Raw genomic sequence first — 19,672 nt, 5'->3', positions numbered from 1 at the left:
TGAAATCAGGCATCGAGGCGCGCCATGGACATTCTCCTGATCGGCATCGGGACCGGAAACCCCGAACATCTGACGCTGCAGGCGATCCGGGCGATGAAGCGCGCCGATCTCGTGCTGATCCCGCGCAAGGGCGATGACAAGGCGGATCTCTCCGCGCTGCGCCGCGCGATCTGCCTCGAGGTGCTCGGGGATGATTCCCGAATTGCCGAGTTCGACATGCCGGTCCGCGACCCCGCGAACCCGTCCTATCTGTCGCGGGTCAGCGACTGGCACGATGCGATCGCCGCCCGCTGGGCCGACGCGATCGCGACCCGCCCGCAGGCAGAGGTGGTGGCGCTTCTGGTCTGGGGCGATCCCGCGCTTTACGACAGCAGCCTGCGCATCGCCGCGCGGCTCGCGGGCGAGGTGACGGTGAGCGTCGTGCCGGGGCTCATGTCGCCGCAGGTGCTGACCGCCGCCCATGGCATTGCGCTCAACGACATCGGCGCGCCCTTTCTCGTCACCACCGGGCGGCGCCTGCGCAATGAAGGCTGGCCCGGAGGTGTCGATACGCTCGTCGTCATGCTGGATGGCGACTGTTCCTTCGCGGCGCTCGATCCCGAAGGGGTGACGATCTGGTGGGGCGCCTATGTCGGGATGGAGAACCAGATCCTCGACCACGGGCCGCTGGCCGAGGCCGGCCCGCGCATCCGGGAGCGGCGCGAGGCGGCGCGCGCGGCCCATGGCTGGATCATGGACATCTATCTTCTGCGCCGGTCGCGGTGACGGCGCCGGGCGGTGCGGGTTCCGCAAGCGCGCCGTAAAGGATCAGCGTCGGCGCCGGATCGCGGGGCGCGTCCGCAAGCCTTGCCGCGAGCCCGCCGACCGTGTCGCGATGCAGCCGCTCGGCCGGGGTCGCGACCCCCTGCGCCAGCAGCGCCGGGGTGTCGGGGGGCAGGCCCGCCCCGATCAGCCTTGCGGCCAGCGCCGGGAACGTCGCCCGCGCCATGAACACCGCCGTCACCGCCCCCGGATCCGCGAGCGCGGCCCAGTTCAGCCCCTCGGGCAGCGCCCCGGTCACGTCATGGCCGGTCACGAACTGCACCCGGCGGGCGCTGATGCGCCGGGTCAGCGGGATGCCCGCGGCGGCGGCGGCCGCGTTCGCCGCCGTCACGCCGGGGATGATTTCATGGGCGATGCCGGCCAGGTTCAGCGCGTCGATCTCTTCTTCCAGCCGGCCGAACAGCCCGGCATCGCCCGATTTCAGCCGCACGACATGCGCTCCGGTCCGGGCGTGGTCGATCAGCAGCCGGCTCACGTGGTCCTGCCTTGGCGAGCGCCGCCCCGCGCGCTTGCCGACCGAGACAAGTTCGGCCCCCGCGCGGGCAAGGTCGAGGATCGGCCCGCCCGAAAGGTCGTCGTAAAGCACGACATCGGCGCTCTCCAGCCGCGTGACGGCCCGGACGGTCAGCAGGTCGGGATCACCCGGCCCGGAGGAGACGAAGCTCACGAATCCGCTCATGATGCACCGGCGATCAGGTGGAATGGCGTGCCGCTGACCCGGCCCCGGAAGGAACCCGTGCCCTCGAGCGCCGTGCCGTCGGCATCGACGACCCGGGCCAGCGGCGCATCCGGCTGCGCAAGCGTGGTCGAATAGTGAAACTCGTGCCCGCGCAGCCGCGCCCCGGCCGGGTGGCCCGGAATCGGCGCATCAAGGGTGGCAAGCCGGTAACCGAGCGACATCCGCCGCCGCTCGTGGCTGGTGACGAGGCCAAGCAGCCCGGCCATGCGGTGGCTGGCGCCGCTCCGGTCGATCAGCGCCTCGCCCAGCACCGCGTGACCGCCGCATTCGCCGTGCACCGGGTGGTGGTCCGCAAAGCGGCGCAGCCCCGAAAGGAACCGGCCCGCGGCGGCGATGCGCCCGGCGTGAAGCTCGGGATAGCCGCTCGGCAGCCAGCAGACATCGGCGCTCATCGGCGGGGGCATGTCGGCAAGCGGGGAAAACGGCAGGATCTCGGCGCCCTGTTCGCGCCAGCCGTCGACAAGATGGGCGTAGGTGAAGGAAAACGCCGCATCCTGCGCAAGCGCGATGCGCTGGCCGGGCGGGGGCGGCACGGCGCTGCCCTGCGGCGCACCGCCACCCCCCGCCGCTGCCTGTCTGAGCGCCGCAAGGTCGAGGTGGTCACGCAGGAACGCCGCATAAAGCGAAATGGCGGTTTCAAGGTCGGGATGTTCGACCGCCTGCACAAGCCCGAGGTGGCGCTCGGGAATGGTGAGGTCGCCGCGTCTCGGCAGGCACCCGAAAACCCGCAGGCCGGCCAGTTCCATCCCCTGACGCAGGTAGCGTTCGTGCCGCGGGCTGGCCACGCGGTTCAGGATCACCCCGGCCACCGGCACATCAGCGCGGAACGTCGCCATGCCATGCGCCAGCGCCGCCGCCGTCTGCGCCTGACCCGAAACGTCGAGCACCACCACCACCGGCCAGCCGGTCAGCGCCGATATGTCGGCGCTTGCCCCGGTGCCGGATTCGCCCGCCCGCAGCACGCCGTCGAACAGCCCCATGGATCCCTCGGCCAGCGCCATGTCACCGCCGCGCGCAAGCTGCGTGCCAAGGACGCCCGCGCGCATGGCCCAGCTGTCGAGGTTGAAGCTCTCGCGCCCGCAGGCGGCCCGGTGAAAGGCAGGGTCGATATAATCGGGCCCGCATTTGTAGGGCTGCACGGTCACGCCGTCCTCGGCCAGGCAGCGCAGCAATCCGAGCATGACCGTGGTCTTGCCCGCCCCCGAGGCGGGGGCCGAGATGATCAGCCCCGGTGCCGGGCGCGTCATGATTTCACCGCGTCGGTCCGGCCGGCCCGAAAGCGGCGGTCGTAATCGGCGGCATAAAGGCGGCTTTCGCTGAACCCCTCGGCCGCGAGCGCCGGGCCGACGAGGATCAGCGCCGTGCGCTCCATGGCCCCGACCAGATCCGCAATATCAGCGAGTGTGCCGCGGATGATCCGCTGATCCGGCCAGCTGGCCCGCCAGACCACGGCAACGGGGCAGTCCGGGCCATAGAACGGTGCCAGTTCTTCGGCGACGCGGGCAAGGCGATGGATTGACAGGTGAATGGCAAGCGTGGCTTTGGTTGCGGCGAAGGCGGCGAGCGTTTCGCCCTCGGGCATGGCCGAGGCGCGCCCCGGCGTGCGGGTCAGCACCACGCTCTGCGCGACCCCGGGCAGGGTGAGTTCGCTGCCAAGCGTCGCGGCGGCGGCGGCAAAGGCGGGCACCCCCGGCGTGACGGTAAAGGGAATCCCGAGCGCGCGCAGGCGGCGAAGCTGTTCGCCCATGGCCGACCAGACCGACAGATCGCCCGAATGGAGCCGCGCCACATCCTGACCCGCCGCATGGGCCGCGCTGATTTCAGCCATGATCGCATCAAGGTCCATGGGGGCGGTGTTGACGATACGCGCGCCTTCGGGGCAATGGGCCAGCACCGCTTCGGGGACCAGCGAGCCGGCGTAAAGACAGACCGGGCAGGCGGCGATCAGGTCGCGCCCGCGCAGGGTCAGCAGATCGGGCGCGCCGGGGCCTGCGCCGATGAAATGAACGGTCATTCGGGGTCTCCTTCAGGGGCAAGGGCCAGGGCGGCGGTCGCAAGCCGATCGCCGGAAATTGCACGGGGGCCGGCAAGGCGGGCACGGGGGCCGAAGGCCGCGCGCGCGGCGGCAAGCGCGCAGGCTTCGGCGACGCTGCCGGTCTGGTAGGCGCGCCGCGCGGCCGGGCTTTCGGTGAGGGTCGGGACTGCTTGCATCACGGCGGGCACGATGCCGATCACGCGATACCCCGCCGCCGCCAGCGGGCGGAGCGCGCGATGTCCAATCTTGTCGGCCGGAACGGCGAGGGTGCGCACCCCTTGCGCCCGCGCGCGGGCCAGCGCGTCGCGCAGAGAATCGGTGTGGGCCGCCTCGCGGAAGCCGAGCCCGGCGATCGTCCGCATGGCTGTTTCACCATCGCTCATCGCGTGACGCTCCATTGCACGACCGGATAGCTCGCGCGCCAGCCGTGCCGGCGGCCAAGTGGTGCTGCTCGGGACAGTTCGATCCGCAGGAGGCTGCCGCCGCATGTGCCGTGCCAGGCGGCCAGCAGCGATTCGGTTTCCAGCGTCACGGCATGCGCGACAAGGCGACAGCCGGCGGGCAGAACCTCCCAGAGCACGCGCAGAAGCGCCTCGCAGGCGCCGCCGCCGATGAACACGGCCTGCGGTGCGGGCAGACCGGCGATCACATCAAGCGCCGCACCCTCGCAAAGCCGGTAGCGGGAGCCGAGACCGAAACGCGCGGCATTGCCCTTTGCGCGCGCGGCGCGGGCCGGGTCGCGCTCGATCCCGATGGCGCGGTTTCGCGGATCCGCAAGCAGCCATTCGATCCCGACCGAACCCGACCCCGCGCCGATGTCCCAGAGCAGTTCTCCGCCCCGGGGGGCAAGCGCGGAGAGCGCGAGCGCGCGGGTCTCGCGCTTGGTGATCTGCCCGTCATGGTCGAAGAAATCGTCGCTGATGCCGCTGGCGCGGGGAACCACCCGGCCCGGTCCTTCGACCTCGAGGGCGATGGCGACAAGGGGGCCGGGCACGCCGCCCTCAAGGGGGTCTTCGGCGCGGATCTCGCGGATGCGCTCCTGCGGGCCGCCCAGTGCCTCCATCACCCGCAGGCGGCTTTGCCCGAACCCTTCTGCCACCAGAAATGCCGCAAGGCCCGCCACGGATCCGCCATCGCGCAGGGTCAGGATGATCCGGCGCCCGGGCGAAAGATGCGGGCGCAGCCGCGCCAGCGGGGCCGCGTGAAGGCCGAGCAACAGCACATCCTCCAGCCGCCAGCCAAGGCGCGCCGCCGCGAGCGAAACCACCGAAGGCGCGGGGAAGGTGCGCCATTCACGGGGCGCAAGCGCCGCCGCAAGACTGCCGCCCGCGCCATGCCAGAACGGATCACCCGAGGCGAGCACCGCGACGGGGCGCCCGCGCAGTTCCAGCACCGGCGCGACCGAAAAGGGCACCGGCCAGGGGCGGCGGTCGGGATGGTCGATCATGGCAAGGTGACGCGGCCCGCCGAACACGGTTTCGGCGCGTCCAAGCGCATCGCGGCTTGCGCCCGACAGCCCGGCAAGGCCATCTTCGCCGATACCGATGATCGAAAGCCATTCATCCATGCGAAAGACCCTGATCCTGGGCGGCACCACCGAGGCGAGCCGGCTGGCCGCCGCCATGGCCGATGCCGGGCTGCCGGCGGTCCTGTCCTATGCCGGGTGCACCCGCTCGCCGCGCGGCCAGCCGGTGCCGGTGCGCACGGGCGGCTTTGGCGGCATCGGGGGCCTTGCGCGCTATCTGCGCGAGGCGGGCATTGCCCGCGTGATCGACGCGACGCACCCCTTCGCGGCGGAAATCAGCCGCAACGCGGTCGCGGCCTGCACCATGACCGACACGCCGCTGCTGGCGTTCGAGCGCCCGCCCTGGCGCGCAGGGGCGGGCGACGACTGGCGCGAGGTGCCCGACCTTGCCGCTGCTGCCGCCGCCCTGCCGCCGCAGCCGACGCGGGTGTTCCTTGCTATCGGGCGCCAGCATCTCGACGCGTTCCGGGGCCGGGCGCAGCACCATTACCTGCTGCGCCTCGTCGATCCGCCCGAAGGGGCGCTGCCGCTTCCCGATTGCACGGTCGAGGTCGCGCGCGGCCCGTTCGATACGGCCGCAGACCGGGCGTTGCTGATGCGCCACCGTATCAATCTGGTGGTCGCGAAGAATGCCGGTGGCGAGGGGGCACGCGCCAAGCTCGCGGCGGCGCGTGCGCTCGGCCTGCCGGTCATCATGGTCGCGCGCCCCGCGCTGCCGGCGCGGCGGGTCGCCGGCACGCTTGCGGATGTGCTCGGCTGGCTTCATGCCGACCTCGGGGTGTAGGCAAAGCGCCCGGCGCGCCTTGTGCGGGATGATCCCACCAGCACGACGGTGCGCATGTCGGCCATGTCCGGGCGGGCATCAGCGAGGGTGGTGATGCGGATGTCTTCGTCCGGGGTCGAGACCGCACGGGCAAAGATCACGAGCCGCCCGGGCGCGCAGGATTCGCGCAGAAGGTCGAGCACCTGCGCGAACTGAGCGGCACGGGCGCGCGAGCGCGGATTGTAGAAGGCCATGGCGAAATCGCCCTCGACCGCAAGGCGGATGCGCTTCAGCACAAGGTCGAAAGGCTTGAGGTTGTCGGAAAGGTTGATCGCGCAGAAATCATGGCCGAGCGGCGCCCCCGCCGCCGCCGCCGCGGCAAGCATGGCGGTGATGCCGGGCAGGATCCGGATGTCGAGCCCGGCCCAGTCCGGCGGGCCGGCCTCCAGCGCCTCGAACAGGGCCGAGGCCATGGCGAACACCCCCGGATCGCCCGAGGAGACCACCACCACCCGCCGCCCGGCCGCCGCAAGGGAAAGGGCGTGGCGGGCGCGCTCCAGTTCCACCCGGTTGTCGGAGGCATGCAGCACGAGCCCCGCGCGCGCAGGCACCCGCGCGACATAGGGCGCGTAGCCGACGATATCGGTTGCCCCGGCAAGGGCCGCCGAGACCTCGGGCGTGACCAGCCCGGCGCCACCCGGGCCGAGCCCCGCCACCGCGAGCCAACCGGGCGCTGCCGCTGCCATCCCGGTCATGGCCGCCGCCCCCGCCCGTGCACCAGCACGATCGAGAAATAGGGCACCTTGCCCTCGACCTCGGTCAGCCGGCGCACGCGCTCGTCCCGCATGGTGCCGTGTTCGACCAGCCAGGCATCGGCAAGCCGCCCGTGCCGCGACAGCGCCCGGCGCAGTTTTTCCAGATTGCGCCCGACCTTCATCACCACGAGCGCGTCGCTGTCGGCGATGCGCCGGCCGAGGTCGTCCTCGGGCAGGGTCGCGGGCAGCACCGTCAGCACATCGTCGCCCCAGGTGATCGGCAGATTGGTGGCGGTCCAGCAGCCGGCCATGCCGGGGATGCCGGGAACCACCTCGACCAGACCGGCGGGGAGGCGGGCGTGCAGATGCATGAAACTGCCGTAGAAGAACGGGTCGCCCTCGCAGAGCACCACGACACCGCCCCGCAATGCGCCCGCCGCAAGCCGGGCCGCCCAGCCGTCGTAGAATTCCGCGAGCAATGCCCTGTAGCGGGGTGAATCGAAAGGGATTTCGGTCGTGACCGGATATTCCATCGCCCATTCCTCGGCCTGGTCCGGGATCATCCCCTCGACGATCAGCCGCGCCTTGCCGGGATGGCCGGCCTTGCGGAAATAGGCGATCCTTTCCGCCGCCATCAGGTGACGATGGGCGCGCAGGCTCATCAGTTCGGGATCACCGGGGCCAAGCCCGATGCAGACCACCTTGCCGGGTGCCGGGCGTTCGGCCGCCTGCGCGCTCATTCGCGCGGCCCCGCGAGCGCGTTGACCGCCGCCACCGCCATGGCCGAGCCGCCGAGCCGGCCCTCGACGATCATCCAGGGCACCGGGTTGTCGTCGGCAAGCGCGGCCTTGGATTCGGCCGCGCCGATGAATCCGACCGGGCAGCCGATGATCGCGGCGGGGCGCGGAAAACCGGGATCCTGCAACCGGTTCAGAAGATGGAAAAGCGCGGTCGGCGCATTGCCGATCGCAACCAGCGCCCCGGCAAGATGCGGGCGCCACAGCTCGACCGCGGCGGCGCTGCGGGTCGTGCCGATTTCGGCGGCAAGCATTGGCACCTCGGGGGCGCGCAGGGTGCAGATCACCGGGTTTCCGGCGGGCAGGCGGGCGCGGGTGATGCCCTCGCTCACCATATGCGCATCGCAGAGGATCGGCGCGCCAGCAGCGAGCGCCCCGCGCGCGGCCTGGGCGAAGCCCGGGGCAAAGCGGATATGGGGCGCAAGCTCCACCATGCCGGCGGCGTGGATCATGCGCACCGCGACGACCTCTTCTTCCGGGGTGAAACGGGCCAGGTCGGATTCGGCGCGGATGGTGGCAAAGCTGGCGCGGTAGATCGCCGCGCCGTCGGTTTCATAGCTGTGGGGCAAGGTGGCCTCTGTGAAGAAGGTGGAAACAGGATCGGCGGCATCGGCGGGGGCGACAGCCCGGCGCGCGGGCGGATCCATGGGCGCACCGCCCGGGATCAGGTCGAACCGCCCGTCGCGCCCGGTCAGGGTCAGATCCGCCGCACGGGGATGGGCGCAGCCCTTGGCGCAGCCCGAGACATGCAGGAATCGCCCCGGCGGCACATGCGGCGCAAGGCGGCGGGCGAGGGCGCGGGTCTCGACGCTGGCATGGGAACAGCCCGGCGCGCCGGTGCAGGCCGCGACCCGCAGGAGCGGATCCTCCGCATCCGTGATCAGATCGGGCAGGGCGGGGGCGGCTTTCGCGCCCTCGACCAGGATCGAACGCCAGGGGGTGAGCCGCAGCGGCGCGGTCGCGATGGCATGGAGCCCCGCCGCCGCGATCTGCCCGAAAGGCAGGGCGACGCAGAACCCGCCCGGAACGGGGCCGGGCGCCAGCGCGGGGCCGGTTGCGGTTGCGGGGCCTTCATCGGCGCGGATCGGGGGAAAGATGCCGGCCGCGACCAGCGCCGCCATGCGCCGGTACTCGCCGCGACGCGCCGCGAACCAGCGCAACAGGGCAAGCACGCGCGCGGGCAGTTCCCCGGCGGCGACGGTTTCGCCCCGCATCATACCATCCGCCCGCAGGATCAGCCCGCCGCTTTCACCCCGCTCGACCCGCAGGTCGGCCGAGGCGGACCCAAGCACCGCAACCGGTCCCGCATCCACCGCAAGGCCGAATTTCGGCGGCAAAACGGGCGCTTGTGCCAGAATACCTTCGAGCGCCGCGACGAGATCGGGCACCACGTCGCCCTGCCAGAGCGGCGTGGTCAGGATGTTGCGCCGCGCCTCTGTGCCGGGATCCGGGTCAAGCAGGCCATGATCGGCAAGCATTGCCTGCACCTTCGGCAGCGCCTGCGCCCGAAGGCCCCGGATCTGCAGATGCGCGCGGCTGCCGAGTTCGACCATGCCGCTGCCGTGCATCTGCGCGAGATCCGCAATGGCGCGCGCCTGCGCCGGCACGAGCCGCGAGGCAGGGGGACGGATGCGCAGGATCAGCCCGTCGGCGGCCTCCATCGGCTGCAGGGCGCCGGGGCAGCGGTCTTTGATCACATCGGCGTTCATGACATCCCCATCGCCCGGCTGTTCGAGCGGCTTTGCCACAGGCCGGCCTCGGCCAGGGCGGCAAAGCGCGCCTCCATCGCCCGGAGCGCCTCGGGGCTTTCGGTTTCCAGAAAGGCGCGCACCTCGGGCCGGCCGAGCGTCGCGTCGTGGTAAAGGTCGAACAGATGCGCGGGCACGACCCCCGCGAGATGCGCGAACGCGGCCATGTGGTCGAGCGTCGCCGCGATTTCGCCCGCACCGCGGAAGCCGTGCCGCATCATGCCGGCGATCCAGCGCGGATTGGCGGCGCGGGCGCGGGTCACGCGGGCGATTTCCGTGGCCAGCGGACGGGCGCGGGGCGCTTCGGGGCGGGTCGCGTCAAGGTGGTAAAGCGCGGGTTCGGGCGCCCCGATCCGGGCCATGGCGGCGGCGAATCCGGCCTCATGCGCGGCGTAATCCTCGGCCAGAAGCAGGTCGGTTTCGGGCATGTCCTGCGCATGGACAAAGCTGTCGGCGCCGCGCAGCCGGGTTTCGAGCGTGTCGCGCGCCGGCTCTCCCGCGGCGGAATGGGCCGAGGCCGCAAGCCAGGCCTCGCCGGCGGCGCGGCGGGCGGATTCGCCCAGATGTCCGGTCGAGATGCCGAGCCCGTAACTCCCCGGCGCCGGCGCAAAGACGCGCGGCCCCGGCGCGGCGCTGACATAGGGGTTCATGTCGGGGGCCTCGTCGCGCTCGGCCAGGGCCGTCGTGGCGGCCTCGAAAAGCGCGGCGAGTTCGGGAAACACGTCGCGGAACAGGCCCGAGACGCGCAGCGTGACCTCGATCCGGGGCCGGTCGAGCAGGGTGAGCGGGATGATCTCGAAACCGCTCACGCGCTCGGAATCCGCGTCCCAGCGCGGCGCGATGCCGGCCAGGTGCAGGGCCATGGCAAATTCCTCGCCCGCCGTGCGCATGGTCGCCGAACCCCAGAGATTGACCACGAGCCCCTGCGGATAGTCGCCGCGTTCCTGCAGGTGGCTGCGGATCAGTTCCCCGGCCAGCCGGACCCCCTGCGCATGGGCATTGCGCGAAGGCACCGCGCGCGGATCGGTGGAAAACAGCGCCCGCCCCGTGGGCAGCACATCGGCACGCCCCCGGAAGGGCGAGCCCGAAGGCCCCGGTTCAAGGGGTTGCCCGGCAAGCGCGGCGATCAGCGCCGCGCGCTCACCCCTGATCGAGGCCGGGTCGCCGGCAAGCCGGCCGTCCTCCTGCGGGGTGCCGCGCCCCCAGACATGCAGCCCCTCGCCGAAGCGGCTTTCCTTCAGGTCGCAGACGAAGGCGTCGATCATCGGGATCGCCTCGGCGGGGCCTGCATCGCCGGGAATGCCGAGATCGTCCTCGATCCCGGCCTGTTGCGCGGCCTCGCGGATCGCCGCGATCAGGCGATTGCGCCGCGCCGGATCGAGCCCGTCGGCGGTGGAATATTCGTCAAGCAGCGCCTCGATCCGGGTGAGTTCCGGCAAGGATCCGGTTTCCGCAAGCGGCGGCGGCAGGTGGCCGAGCGTCAGCGCCCCGATGCGGCGGCGCGCCTGTGCGGCTTCGCCCGGGTCGTTCACGATGAAGGGATAGACCACCGGAAGCGCGCCGGTCAGCGCTTCGGGCCAGCAGGCGGCAGACAGCGCCACCGCCTTGCCGGGCAGCCATTCGAGCGTGCCGTGCGCGCCGATATGGACCATGGCGTCCGCCTGTTCGCGCAGCCAGAGATAAAAGGCCGCATAGGCGTGACAGGGCACGCGCGTGGTGTCGTGATATTCGCCCTCGCGGTCCGCGCTGCGGCTGCGCTCCGGTTGCAGCGCGACAATGGCCTTGCCCCGTCGGGTCGCGGCGAAATGGAAATGCCCGCCCTTCAGGGCGGGGTCGTCCTGCGGCGCGCCGTGCACCCGGCAAAGGTCGTCGCGCAGCGCTTCGGGAAGGGTATCGAGCGCGCGCAGGTAATCCGCAAGCGGCCAGCGGATGGAGTCGCCCAGCGCCTGTTCAAGCGGCGCGCCCGCTGTGGTGTCGTGACCGGCCTCCGCCAGATCCTCGAGCATCGCACGGGCCGAAGCCAGCGCGTCGAGCCCGACCGCATGGGCCATGCGATAGCTGCGCCCCGGATAGGTCGAAAGCACGAGCGCGACCCGCCGCGCGGGCGCAGGCTGCGCGGCCAGCGCGATATGGGCGGCAACGCGGGCGACGGTGGCCCGGATGCGCTCGGGATCGGGACAGTGGGCGGCATGGCTGAATTCGAGTTCCGGGTCGCGCGCCGTGGTTTCCTTGAACGAGATCACCCCGGCGTTGATCCGCCCGTCCACCTCGGGGAGCGCGACATGCATGGCAAGGTCCGCAGGCGACAGGCCGCGTTCGGCCCCGGACCAGGCGGCGCGGTCATTGGTGGCGTGAATCGCCTGGAACACCCGCACCCCGGCAGCATCAAGGGGGGAACCGGCCCTGCCGCGCGCGGAAAAGGCCGTGGTGTTGACCACCGCGACCGGGGAAAGGCGGGGCAGGACGGCGCGCAACCAGCCGGCGGCGGCGCTGTCCTTGAGGCTCGGCACGAAAAGGCCGAGCGTGCGGAAGCCGCCCGCCTCAAGGCCGCGCATCAGGGCGGCGACGCCTTCGGTATCGGCGGCAGCGGCCCAGGCACGGTAGAAGGGCACCGCGATCAGCGGGCGCGCATCCGGCGCGCCCGGCAATGGCGCGTCCGGTTCCGGGTCGGGCAGGGGGCCGTGATCGGGGTGCCAGAGCCCGAACGGCGGCAGGGTCTTCGGCCCCGGCACCGGCCCGGCATAAAGACCAGAGGCAAGCGCAAGCTGCGCCAGCGCCCCCTGCGCCGCGATCGCGCCCCCCGCATCGCAGAGTTCCGCCAGCCGGCGCAGGGTCGCGACCGGCAGGGTCGAGGCCGCGTCAAGCGCCGGGTCCGGCTGCCCGTCCGCCGGCAGGATCGCGAGCGCGATGCCCTTTTCGCGGGCAAGGGCCGCGACCTGCTCGACCCCGTAGCGCCAGAAGGCGGTGCCGCCCAGCAGGCGGATCAGGATGCCCCGCGCCCCGGAAAGCGTTGCCTCGACATAGGTATCGACCGAAAGCGGGTGCAGCAGCGCCGAAAGATTGGCGAGCCGCAGCGAGGGCAGCCCCTCGCGCCCGCGCCGCCAGCCCGCCGCGAAAGCGCCGAGATCGCTGTCGGAAAAGGACAGCACCACCAGATCCGCGGGCGCCTGCCCGAGATCGCGCGGCGTGGCCGTTTCCTCCAGCCCGTGGCTTTCGCGGAAGAGGACGTGCATCAGATCAGCGCCGCGCGGATCGCATCCGGGTCGAGATCACCCTTTTCGGCGATGACGACGAGCCGCCCCTCGCGCGGCGCGGCCCCCCAGGGGCGGTCGAACTGATGGCGCACCCGTGGCCCCACCGCCTGCACCAGCAGCCTGAGCGGGCGATCCGCGATCGCCACGTGCCCCTTGATGCGCAGGATTTTCCGCGATGCGGTCAGGGCCTCGACCCTGGCGGCAAGCCTGTCCGGGTCATCGACTTCCGGCAGGTCGATCACGATGGTGTCGAAATCGTCGTGGTCGTGGTGGTCGTCGGCACCGTCGTGATGCGAGGGGCGGGCATTGATGCTGTCTTCGGCCGCCGCATGGATCCCGAGCACCACACGGGCGTCGATCACCCCGTCGGTCAGGGGCAGGACCGGCAGGTCCCGCGGCGCCTCGGCCAGAACCGCCGCGCGCGCCGTGGCGAGCCCCTCTTCGCCGGCGAGGTCGGCCTTGGACAGCAGCACGAGGTCGGCGCAGGCGATCTGGTCTCCGAACACTTCGGACAGCGGGGTCTCGTGATCGGCGCCCGAATCGCTGCCGGTGTTGCCGGGGTGTTCGGGATCGGGGGCGAAGGTGCCGTTCGCCACCGCCTCGGCATCGGCGAGCGCGATCACGCCGTCGATCGTGATCTTCGAGCGCAGGTCGGGCCAGTCGAAGGCCTTGAGCAGCGGCTTGGGCAGGGCAAGGCCCGAGGTCTCGATCAGGATGTGATCGGGGCGCGGCTCCATCGCCAGAAGGCGCTCGATGGTGGGGATGAAATCATCGGCGACGGTGCAGCAGATGCAGCCGTTGGTCAGTTCAAGGATATTGGCCTCGGGGCAGTTTTCATCCGCGCAGCCCCGGATCAGGTCGCCGTCCACCCCGGCATCGCCGAATTCGTTGACCAGAACGGCAAGCCGCCGCCCGCCCGGGTTCTGCAGCAGGTGGCGGATCAGCGTGGTCTTTCCGGCCCCCAGAAAGCCGGTAACGATGGTGACGGGGGTTTTCTCAAGGCTCATTTCACGGGCTCCATTGGCGGTATGCGGGCGATGATGTTGCGGCGCAGGCTTTCGGGGCGCTCGCGCCAGGGCAGGAAACCTTCGGGCGCGGCGCGATAGGCGGCGGTCATGGTCTCGAGCGCGTCAAGGTCGCGGTCGGGATCGAGTTCGCCCTGCAGGTAGGTCCAGCGCCCGGGGCCCCGCAGCACGACGACGCAGCCGCGCCGGCAGGCAGACAGGCATTCCTGCCTGACATGGGGAATGCCGCGGGCGGACAGCGCCGCGGACAGCCGCGCGCCGTCGCGCAGGGGCTGTTGCGCCCCGGTTCCGTCCGCGGACATGCGGCAGGTGGTACAGACCACCAGTTCGATTTCGATCGCGTCACACATCGGCCCCTCCGACCAGAGTTTCGCAACCGGAGGAACAGACGGGGGTGCGGGGCACATGCGCCCGCACGTCCGGTCTGCGGCATGCCCCGGCCGCATGATTCCGAAACGGCCCCGGAAACGGCGGGGCCGGTGCTGGCAGGTCTCCCGGCTTGCGGATGTCAGGGGCGATACCCCTGGCGGCTGCCCGGCCTTCCCGACGCGATGTCAGTGGCAGTGGGCATCCTCTCCGGTCACGGTCGCGGGGGCGGCTGCGTTTTGTCCCGGGTGGCCCGGGGCGTCGCATTCCCTCTTCGCCTGCAAAACTGCAGGAACCAGCGATGCGCAGAGCCAAGCCCGTTTCCGCCCCGCTTGTCAAGCGCGAGCGCGGACCACGCCCCGCGACCGGGCGGCGGGCCGTGGAACCGGCGGTGGCCCGATGTCCGGGGGTGAAACCGGGCGGTGTTTCAGGGCCGTGCTTCAGGGGCGTTGACGCACCGCATCGGGCGCCTTAAGGATTGTCCCGACGGTTTTCCGATTTCGGAATGAAAAGGGAATGCAGTGCGGGCCGGATGGCCTCATGCTGCAGCTGCCCCCGCAACTGTAGGCGGAGAGCCTTCTGTCACATGCCACTGGGAGCGATCCCCGGGAAGGCGACAGGGGGCGGTGCTTCGCGAGCCAGGAGACCTGCCGTCAGCCGTTGTCACGCGTGAACACATCGGGCGGGGTGTCCTGGTGAAATTCGCATCCGCCCGCAGGGACAGTCCGGGCAACAGGATGCAGCGTTTGCGGTGACGGTGAAATGATCGCTGGAGCCGAAATCCGTGCCCGAACTCATATCTCAGTCAACCGCCCTTTCGGGCGTGTCCGGCCTCGTGCCGTCAATTCCGCGCCTTCCTGCCCGGCCAAGGCGCCGGCGGGCTCTTGTCGTCGCCGCGCTTCTGGCCGGCACGGCCGCGCCGCTTTCTGCGCAGGACGCCACCCGCAGCAGCGAGGACAACGGCGAGACGCTGCTGCTCGATACCATCACCATCGAGGGGCAGGGGGCGGCGGATCTCGACCTGCATCAAGGTTCCACCGCCGGCAGCCGGCTTGGCCTCAGCTCCTTCGAGACGCCGGCCAGCGTGCAGGTGATCGACGGGGGTGCGATCCGCAGCCGGGGCGAGCGCGATGTGACGCGGGCGATCGTGAACACCGGGATCGGCGTGAGCTTTGGCGGCTCGCCGGGCAACGGCGGCACCTCGGTCAGCATGCGCGGATTCAACGGACACGGGTCGGTCACGCGGCTGTATGACGGCACGCGGCTTTACCCGGCCTCGGGCACGATCACCTTCCCCTTCGACACCTGGAGCGTGGACCGCATCGAGGTGCTGAACGGCCCGGCCGGTGTGCTTTACGGCGAAGGGGGTGTCGGCGGCGCGATCAACGTGATCCCGAAAAAGCCGCTGACCGAGGGGCGGCGCGACGAGTTGCGGGCCACCATCGGCACCCATGGCCAGCGCGGGCTGGCCTATGGCAGCGCCGGGCCGCTGGGCGACCGGCTGGCCTACAGTTTCGATGCCAATATCACCGGCTCCGACGGCTGGATGGATCGGGACAACATGTCGTCGCGTTCGCTTTCGGCGGCGCTGCGCTGGCAGGCGACCGAGACCCTTGCGCTGACGCTTTCGCATGATTTCGGCGACAACCGCCCGAGCCGCTATTTCGGCACGCCGCTGGTGGATGGTCAGGTGGACCGGCGCGTGCGCTATCGCAACTACAACGTCGAGGACAGCCTCGTGCGCTACAAGGACAGGTTCACGCAGCTCAAGGCGGAATGGACGCCCAACGACAGCGTGACGCTGACCAGCAGCACCTATCACCTGACCAGCAACCGCGACTGGCGCAACGTGGAGAGCTACACTTATGGCCCCGGCACCGGAGTGGTTACACGCCAGCCCCGGCTCGCTCTGGCTCACGATGTGGAAGAGACAGGAAATCGCACCGACATAACTATCGAGAGCACATTCGGAAATATTGAGAATACTGCGACGTTTGGCTTTGACGTCAATCGGATGAAATATGTGAGATTGAGGCACACTCCTGCCACAGATGAGACCACAGTTGATTTTCTCAATCCGCGCCCTGGGGTATTCGGCCCCTATACGATGAATATCATCAATGATTCAAAGATGAATCAATACTCATTGTTCATGGATGATCGGATAAAGTTCAATGACCAATGGGCGCTGGTCGGCGGTCTGCGTTATGATAACGTGGACATTAAATCGCGCGAGCCCGCCTATACAAAAAAATTCAGCTCAACCAGCTGGCGCATCGGCGCGGTCTGGAACCCGGTGCCGGATGTGGCTGTTTATGCGCAGTATTCCCGAGCAACTGAGCCGATCGGCAGCGCTCTTTCATTATCCGAGTCTCAGGCCGACCTGAAACTGACCCGGGCGCGCCAGCAGGAAATCGGGGTGAAATTCGGCTTTCTCGAGGGGCGCGGCGATGCGACGCTTGCGGCCTATCGCATCGTCAAGACCGACCTTCTGGCGCGCGACCCCGATGACCCGGACGTGACCCACCAGATCGGCAGGCAAAGCGCGAAAGGGATCGAGGCCGCCATCGGCCTTGAGGTGTCGCCAACCTTCCGCGTCAATGCGAATGCGGCGTTCGTTTCCTCCCGCTTTGACGATTACGTGCAGCCGGGCGGCGATTATTCCGGCAACCGCGCGGCGAATGTGCCGCACCGGGTCGCCAATATCTGGGGCTCCTGGGATTTCGCCGCGAACTGGACCGCCCGCGCGGGCGCGCATTACGTCTCCGAGGCATTCACCAGTGATGCGAACACCAGCCGGCGCCCCTCCTACACGGTGGTGAATGCCGGGCTGCAATGGCGCCCGCAGGACAACATCAGCGTGGACCTCAATATCGAGAACGTCGCGAACCGGCTCTATGCGACATCGGGCCGGGACACCCAGTGGCTGCTCGGGCCGCCGCGGATGGCGACGCTCGACGTCAACATCCGGTTCTGACGTGGCGCTCGATCTCACAGTGCGCGGCCTCTCCTGGGGGCCGCGCCCGGACCGGCGGATCATCGAGGACATCAGCTTCGATGTTCCGGCCGGCACGACCACGGCCATCGTCGGTGCGAACGGGGCCGGGAAATCGACGCTGTTGCGCAGCATCTACCGCCACAACCGGCCCCTGTCAGGACAGGTGCAGGTCGGGGGGCGCGATATCTGGCGGCTTTCCGCGCGCGAGGTTTCGCGGCTCGTCGCGGCGGTGCTGCAGGAGGGCGCGCCCGATTTTTCCTTTACCCTGCGCGAGGTCGTCGCCATGGGGCGCATCCCGCATCGCAACGGCCAGCCCCGTGCCGGGGCGGACGAGGCGGTGATCGACCGGGTGCTTGCGGAGTTCGGGCTGACCGACATGGCCGACCGCACCTTCGGCAGCCTTTCGGGGGGCGAGAAACAGCGCGTTCTGCTGGCCCGTGCCATGGTGCAGGAACCGCAGCTGATCGTTCTGGACGAACCGACCAACCATCTGGACATCCGCCATCAGCTGGAAATCATGGCGCTGCTCGGGCGCATCAGGGCAACGGTGCTGATCACGCTGCATGATCTCGAACTTGCGGCGGCGGTGGCCGACCAGGTGCTGGTGATGCGGGGCGGTCGCGTCTGCGCGCTCGGCCCGCCGGGCGAGACGCTGACGCCGGCCACGATCCGCACCGCCTTCGACGTGGCCGCGACCATCACCGAGGCCGCAACCGGGCGCCCGCGCTTTTCCTTCGACCTGATTTCGTGACGAGAATGCCCATGAAACAGCCCCTGCGGGGTCTTGCCCCGATTGTCCTCTCGGCCCTGATCGCGAATGCCGTCCCGGCCATGGCGGGGGCAGCGCGCGATCCGTTTCCCGTCACCGTCAGCAGTTGCGGGCGCGAGGTCACGATTGCCGAACCGCCCCGGCGGGCGCTGGTCAACGGCTCGAACCTGATCGAGATCATGCTCGCGCTCGGGCTCGAGGACAGCCTTCTCGGCTACAGCGGCCGGACCGGGGGGGCGGCGACGCTCGCGGCCTTTCCCGCCGCCGCCGGGCTGCGCGCGATCCAGCGCAGCTATCCGACGCTCGAGACCTTTCTCGACGAGGGGATCGACTTCTATTTCGCGGGCTGGAGCTACGGCATGCGGGTCGGCGGCGAGGTCACGCCCGAAAGCCTTGGCCGCTACGGGATCGCGGTTTACGAACTCTCCGAATCCTGCGTCCGGCTCGGGCAGCATCAGCGGCCGGATTTCGATGTCCTGTTCCGCGATCTGGAGAACCTCGCGCGGATCTTCGGCGTGCCCGAACGGGCGGCGGCGCTGATCGCCGGCTATCGCGAGCGGCTCGCCCGCGTCGCGACCGGAATTGCCGCCGGCACCGGTGCGCAGAAGGCGCAGCCGCGGGTCTTTGTCTATGATTCGGGCGACAAGGTGCCGCTGACTGCCGGCGGCTACGCCATGCCGCAGGCCATCATCGAGGCCGCCGGGGGCGAGAACATCGCCGCGATGCTCGACAACAGCTGGGTGCGCATCGACTGGGAGACCGTTGCCGACCTGGACCCCGAAGCGGTCGTGATCGTCGATTACGGAGAGATTTCGGCCCGCGACAAGATCGCCTTTTTCAGGTCCCACCCGGCGCTTTCCCATGTCGGCGCGGTGCGCAACGACCGCCTTCTGGTGCTGAGCTATGACGAACTGACGCCGGGACCGCGCAATGTCGACGCGGTGGAAAAGCTTGCGGCGTTCCTGCACGGCGGGCCCGGCTGATGGGGTTCCTGCGCCCGCATTATCCGGCGGTCTGCGCCGTCCTTGCCGTGCTGTGCCTGTTTTCGATCACGCTTTCGGTCAGCATCGGATCGGCGCGGATTCCGTTCCTGACGGTCTGGTCGATCATCCTCAACAAGGCTTCGCTCGCCTCGATCGCGCCGCACTGGGACATGGGGCGCGAAAACATCGTCTGGGAACTGCGTCTGCCACGCGCCCTGCTGGCGGCGATGGTGGGGGCCGGGCTCGGGCTGGCGGGGACGGTGATGCAGGCGGTGACGCGCAACCCTCTGGCCGATCCGCATCTGCTCGGCGTGTCGGCCGGGGCCGGGTTCGGGGCCAATCTCGCGATCCTGTTTCTGGGCAGCCTGCTCGGGGTCTATACCCTGCCGCTTTTTGCCTTCATGGGGGCGCTCGGCGCGACAGCGGCCGTGGTCATGGTCGGGGGGATTTCGCGTGCCGGAGGGCCGACGCGGCTGATCCTCGCGGGGCTTGCGGTGTCCTTCGTCATTGCCGCGGGCAGCAATGTCATGATCATGCTGGCCGATCCCCACGCGATCAGTTCGGTCGTGTTCTGGTCGCTCGGGGGGTTCGGTTTCGCACAGTGGAACAACCTGGTCTTTCCGGCGGTGGCGCTGCTGTTTTCAGGTGTCGTGTTCCGCTATCTGGCCGAGCAGCTGAACGCGCTCGCCATGGGCGAGGAAACCGCCGCGACGCTTGGCGTCAACCCCCGCGGCCTGCGCATCCTGACCCTGACCGTCAGCGCCTTCCTGACCGGGGTGCTGGTGGCGTTTTCCGGCATGATCGGCTTTGTCGGGCTGATGATGCCCCATATCACGCGGCTTCTCGTCGGCGGCGACAACCGTCGCGTGCTGCCGGTCAGCGCCCTGCTCGGGGCAATTTTCCTGGTGCTGGCGGATATTGCCGCGCGCCGGATCACGGCACCGAACGACATGCCGGTCGGGGTGGTGACGGGGCTGATCGGCGGATTGTTCTTCATCGTCCTTTTGTCGCGCGACCGGGGCTGAGCCGCGGCGCGCGCGGGACCGGGCGCGGGAAGCGGCGCCGCCCGGGCAAGGCGCGGCGGTTTCCGATC

The 19,672-nt window shown here is 70.1% G+C and carries 17 protein-coding genes, 1 pseudogene and 2 riboswitches; of the genes and pseudogenes, 6 read left to right on the top strand and 12 right to left on the bottom strand.

Features of this window, described 5'->3' with window-relative positions; translation table 11 throughout:
- The first annotated feature begins 24 nt into the window (after positions 1-24).
- Positions 25-765, top strand: a complete 741-nt coding sequence (gene cobF / locus B0B01_RS01700) for a precorrin-6A synthase (deacetylating) (RefSeq protein ID WP_076646706.1) — start codon at positions 25-27, stop codon at positions 763-765.
- Here cobF and cobA read toward each other — a convergent pair.
- Genes cobA through cbiE form a run of 5 tightly spaced genes read right to left on the bottom strand, consistent with a single transcriptional unit; the run spans position 731 to position 5,163 of the window.
- Positions 731-1,501 (bottom strand): uroporphyrinogen-III C-methyltransferase, encoded by a 771-nt coding sequence (cobA, locus tag B0B01_RS01695; RefSeq protein ID WP_076646704.1) that lies wholly within the window; start codon positions 1,499-1,501, stop codon positions 731-733. The two genes, cobF and cobA, sit on opposite strands and share 35 nt — an antisense overlap.
- The gene (locus B0B01_RS01690) at positions 1,498-2,808 is read right to left on the bottom strand and encodes a cobyrinate a,c-diamide synthase (RefSeq protein ID WP_076646702.1); all 1,311 of its coding nucleotides are present in this window, start codon (positions 2,806-2,808) and stop codon (positions 1,498-1,500) included. Before B0B01_RS01690 ends, cobA begins: the two co-directional genes overlap by 4 nt.
- Positions 2,805-3,575 carry a precorrin-4 C(11)-methyltransferase gene (gene cobM / locus B0B01_RS01685; protein ID WP_076646700.1) on the bottom strand — a complete coding sequence of 257 codons (771 nt, stop codon included), beginning with the start codon at positions 3,573-3,575 and terminating at the stop codon, positions 2,805-2,807. Before cobM ends, B0B01_RS01690 begins: the two co-directional genes overlap by 4 nt.
- A complete protein-coding gene (locus B0B01_RS01680) occupies positions 3,572-3,979 on the bottom strand; it encodes a cobalamin biosynthesis protein (RefSeq protein ID WP_234967681.1) in 408 nt (135 codons plus the stop codon). The genes cobM and B0B01_RS01680 overlap by 4 nt, the downstream gene beginning before the upstream one ends.
- Positions 3,976-5,163: a precorrin-6y C5,15-methyltransferase (decarboxylating) subunit CbiE gene (cbiE, locus tag B0B01_RS01675; RefSeq protein WP_076646696.1), complete on the bottom strand. Its 1,188-nt coding sequence runs from the start codon at positions 5,161-5,163 to the stop codon at positions 3,976-3,978. The genes B0B01_RS01680 and cbiE overlap by 4 nt, the downstream gene beginning before the upstream one ends.
- Here cbiE and B0B01_RS01670 point away from each other — a divergent pair.
- Positions 5,162-5,905: a cobalt-precorrin-6A reductase gene (locus tag B0B01_RS01670; RefSeq protein WP_076646694.1), complete on the top strand. Its 744-nt coding sequence runs from the start codon at positions 5,162-5,164 to the stop codon at positions 5,903-5,905. The genes cbiE and B0B01_RS01670 overlap by 2 nt on opposite strands.
- Here B0B01_RS01670 and cobJ read toward each other — a convergent pair.
- The 7 genes and pseudogenes from cobJ to B0B01_RS01640 form a co-directional block, all read right to left on the bottom strand.
- Entirely contained in the window at positions 5,884-6,630 is a 747-nt protein-coding gene (gene cobJ, locus B0B01_RS01665) for a precorrin-3B C(17)-methyltransferase (RefSeq protein ID WP_076649987.1), read from the bottom strand. The genes B0B01_RS01670 and cobJ overlap by 22 nt on opposite strands.
- Before the next feature lie 5 nt (positions 6,631-6,635).
- Entirely contained in the window at positions 6,636-7,379 is a 744-nt protein-coding gene (gene cobI, locus B0B01_RS01660) for a precorrin-2 C(20)-methyltransferase (protein ID WP_076646692.1), read from the bottom strand.
- Positions 7,376-8,005, bottom strand: coding sequence for a precorrin-8X methylmutase (locus tag B0B01_RS13385; RefSeq protein WP_083946203.1), 630 nt, complete (start codon positions 8,003-8,005; stop codon positions 7,376-7,378). The genes cobI and B0B01_RS13385 overlap by 4 nt, the downstream gene beginning before the upstream one ends.
- Before the next feature lie 909 nt (positions 8,006-8,914).
- Positions 8,915-9,097: pseudogene (locus B0B01_RS13380) on the bottom strand (precorrin-3B synthase); the annotation flags it as partial.
- Positions 9,098-9,141: 44 nt separating this feature from the next.
- Positions 9,142-12,417 carry a cobaltochelatase subunit CobN gene (gene cobN, locus B0B01_RS01650; protein ID WP_076646690.1) on the bottom strand — a complete coding sequence of 1,092 codons (3,276 nt, stop codon included), beginning with the start codon at positions 12,415-12,417 and terminating at the stop codon, positions 9,142-9,144.
- Positions 12,417-13,445, bottom strand: coding sequence for a cobalamin biosynthesis protein CobW (gene cobW / locus B0B01_RS01645; protein WP_076646688.1), 1,029 nt, complete (start codon positions 13,443-13,445; stop codon positions 12,417-12,419). Before cobW ends, cobN begins: the two co-directional genes overlap by 1 nt.
- Positions 13,442-13,813: a DUF1636 domain-containing protein gene (locus B0B01_RS01640; protein ID WP_076646686.1), complete on the bottom strand. Its 372-nt coding sequence runs from the start codon at positions 13,811-13,813 to the stop codon at positions 13,442-13,444. The genes cobW and B0B01_RS01640 overlap by 4 nt, the downstream gene beginning before the upstream one ends.
- Before the next feature lie 117 nt (positions 13,814-13,930).
- Positions 13,931-14,144, bottom strand: a riboswitch (cobalamin riboswitch).
- 155 nt (positions 14,145-14,299) lie between these two features.
- A riboswitch (cobalamin riboswitch) is annotated at positions 14,300-14,498 on the top strand.
- Positions 14,499-14,613: 115 nt separating this feature from the next.
- On the opposite strand from B0B01_RS01640, the gene B0B01_RS01635 reads away from it, so the two are divergent.
- From B0B01_RS01635 to B0B01_RS01620, 4 genes are read left to right on the top strand one after another with little or no spacing between them, the layout of a single operon-like run.
- Complete coding sequence (locus B0B01_RS01635; protein ID WP_234967680.1) at positions 14,614-16,806, top strand: TonB-dependent receptor; 2,193 nt, start codon at positions 14,614-14,616, stop codon at positions 16,804-16,806.
- A 1-nt stretch (position 16,807) separates the two neighbouring features.
- Positions 16,808-17,578 (top strand): ABC transporter ATP-binding protein, encoded by a 771-nt coding sequence (locus B0B01_RS01630; RefSeq protein ID WP_076646684.1) that lies wholly within the window; start codon positions 16,808-16,810, stop codon positions 17,576-17,578.
- Positions 17,579-17,589: 11 nt separating this feature from the next.
- Positions 17,590-18,579 carry an ABC transporter substrate-binding protein gene (locus B0B01_RS01625; RefSeq protein WP_076646682.1) on the top strand — a complete coding sequence of 330 codons (990 nt, stop codon included), beginning with the start codon at positions 17,590-17,592 and terminating at the stop codon, positions 18,577-18,579.
- On the top strand, positions 18,579-19,604 hold the full coding sequence (locus B0B01_RS01620; protein WP_076646679.1) for a FecCD family ABC transporter permease: 1,026 nt from the start codon (positions 18,579-18,581) through the stop codon (positions 19,602-19,604). The genes B0B01_RS01625 and B0B01_RS01620 overlap by 1 nt, the downstream gene beginning before the upstream one ends.
- Positions 19,605-19,672: the final 68 nt, after the last annotated feature.

Origin of the sequence: Pontibaca methylaminivorans (assembly GCF_900156525.1) — a bacterium.
In the GTDB taxonomy this organism is placed as follows: Bacteria; Pseudomonadota; Alphaproteobacteria; order Rhodobacterales; family Rhodobacteraceae; genus Pontibaca; species Pontibaca methylaminivorans.
This window is presented reverse-complemented; position numbering and strand designations above follow the sequence as displayed.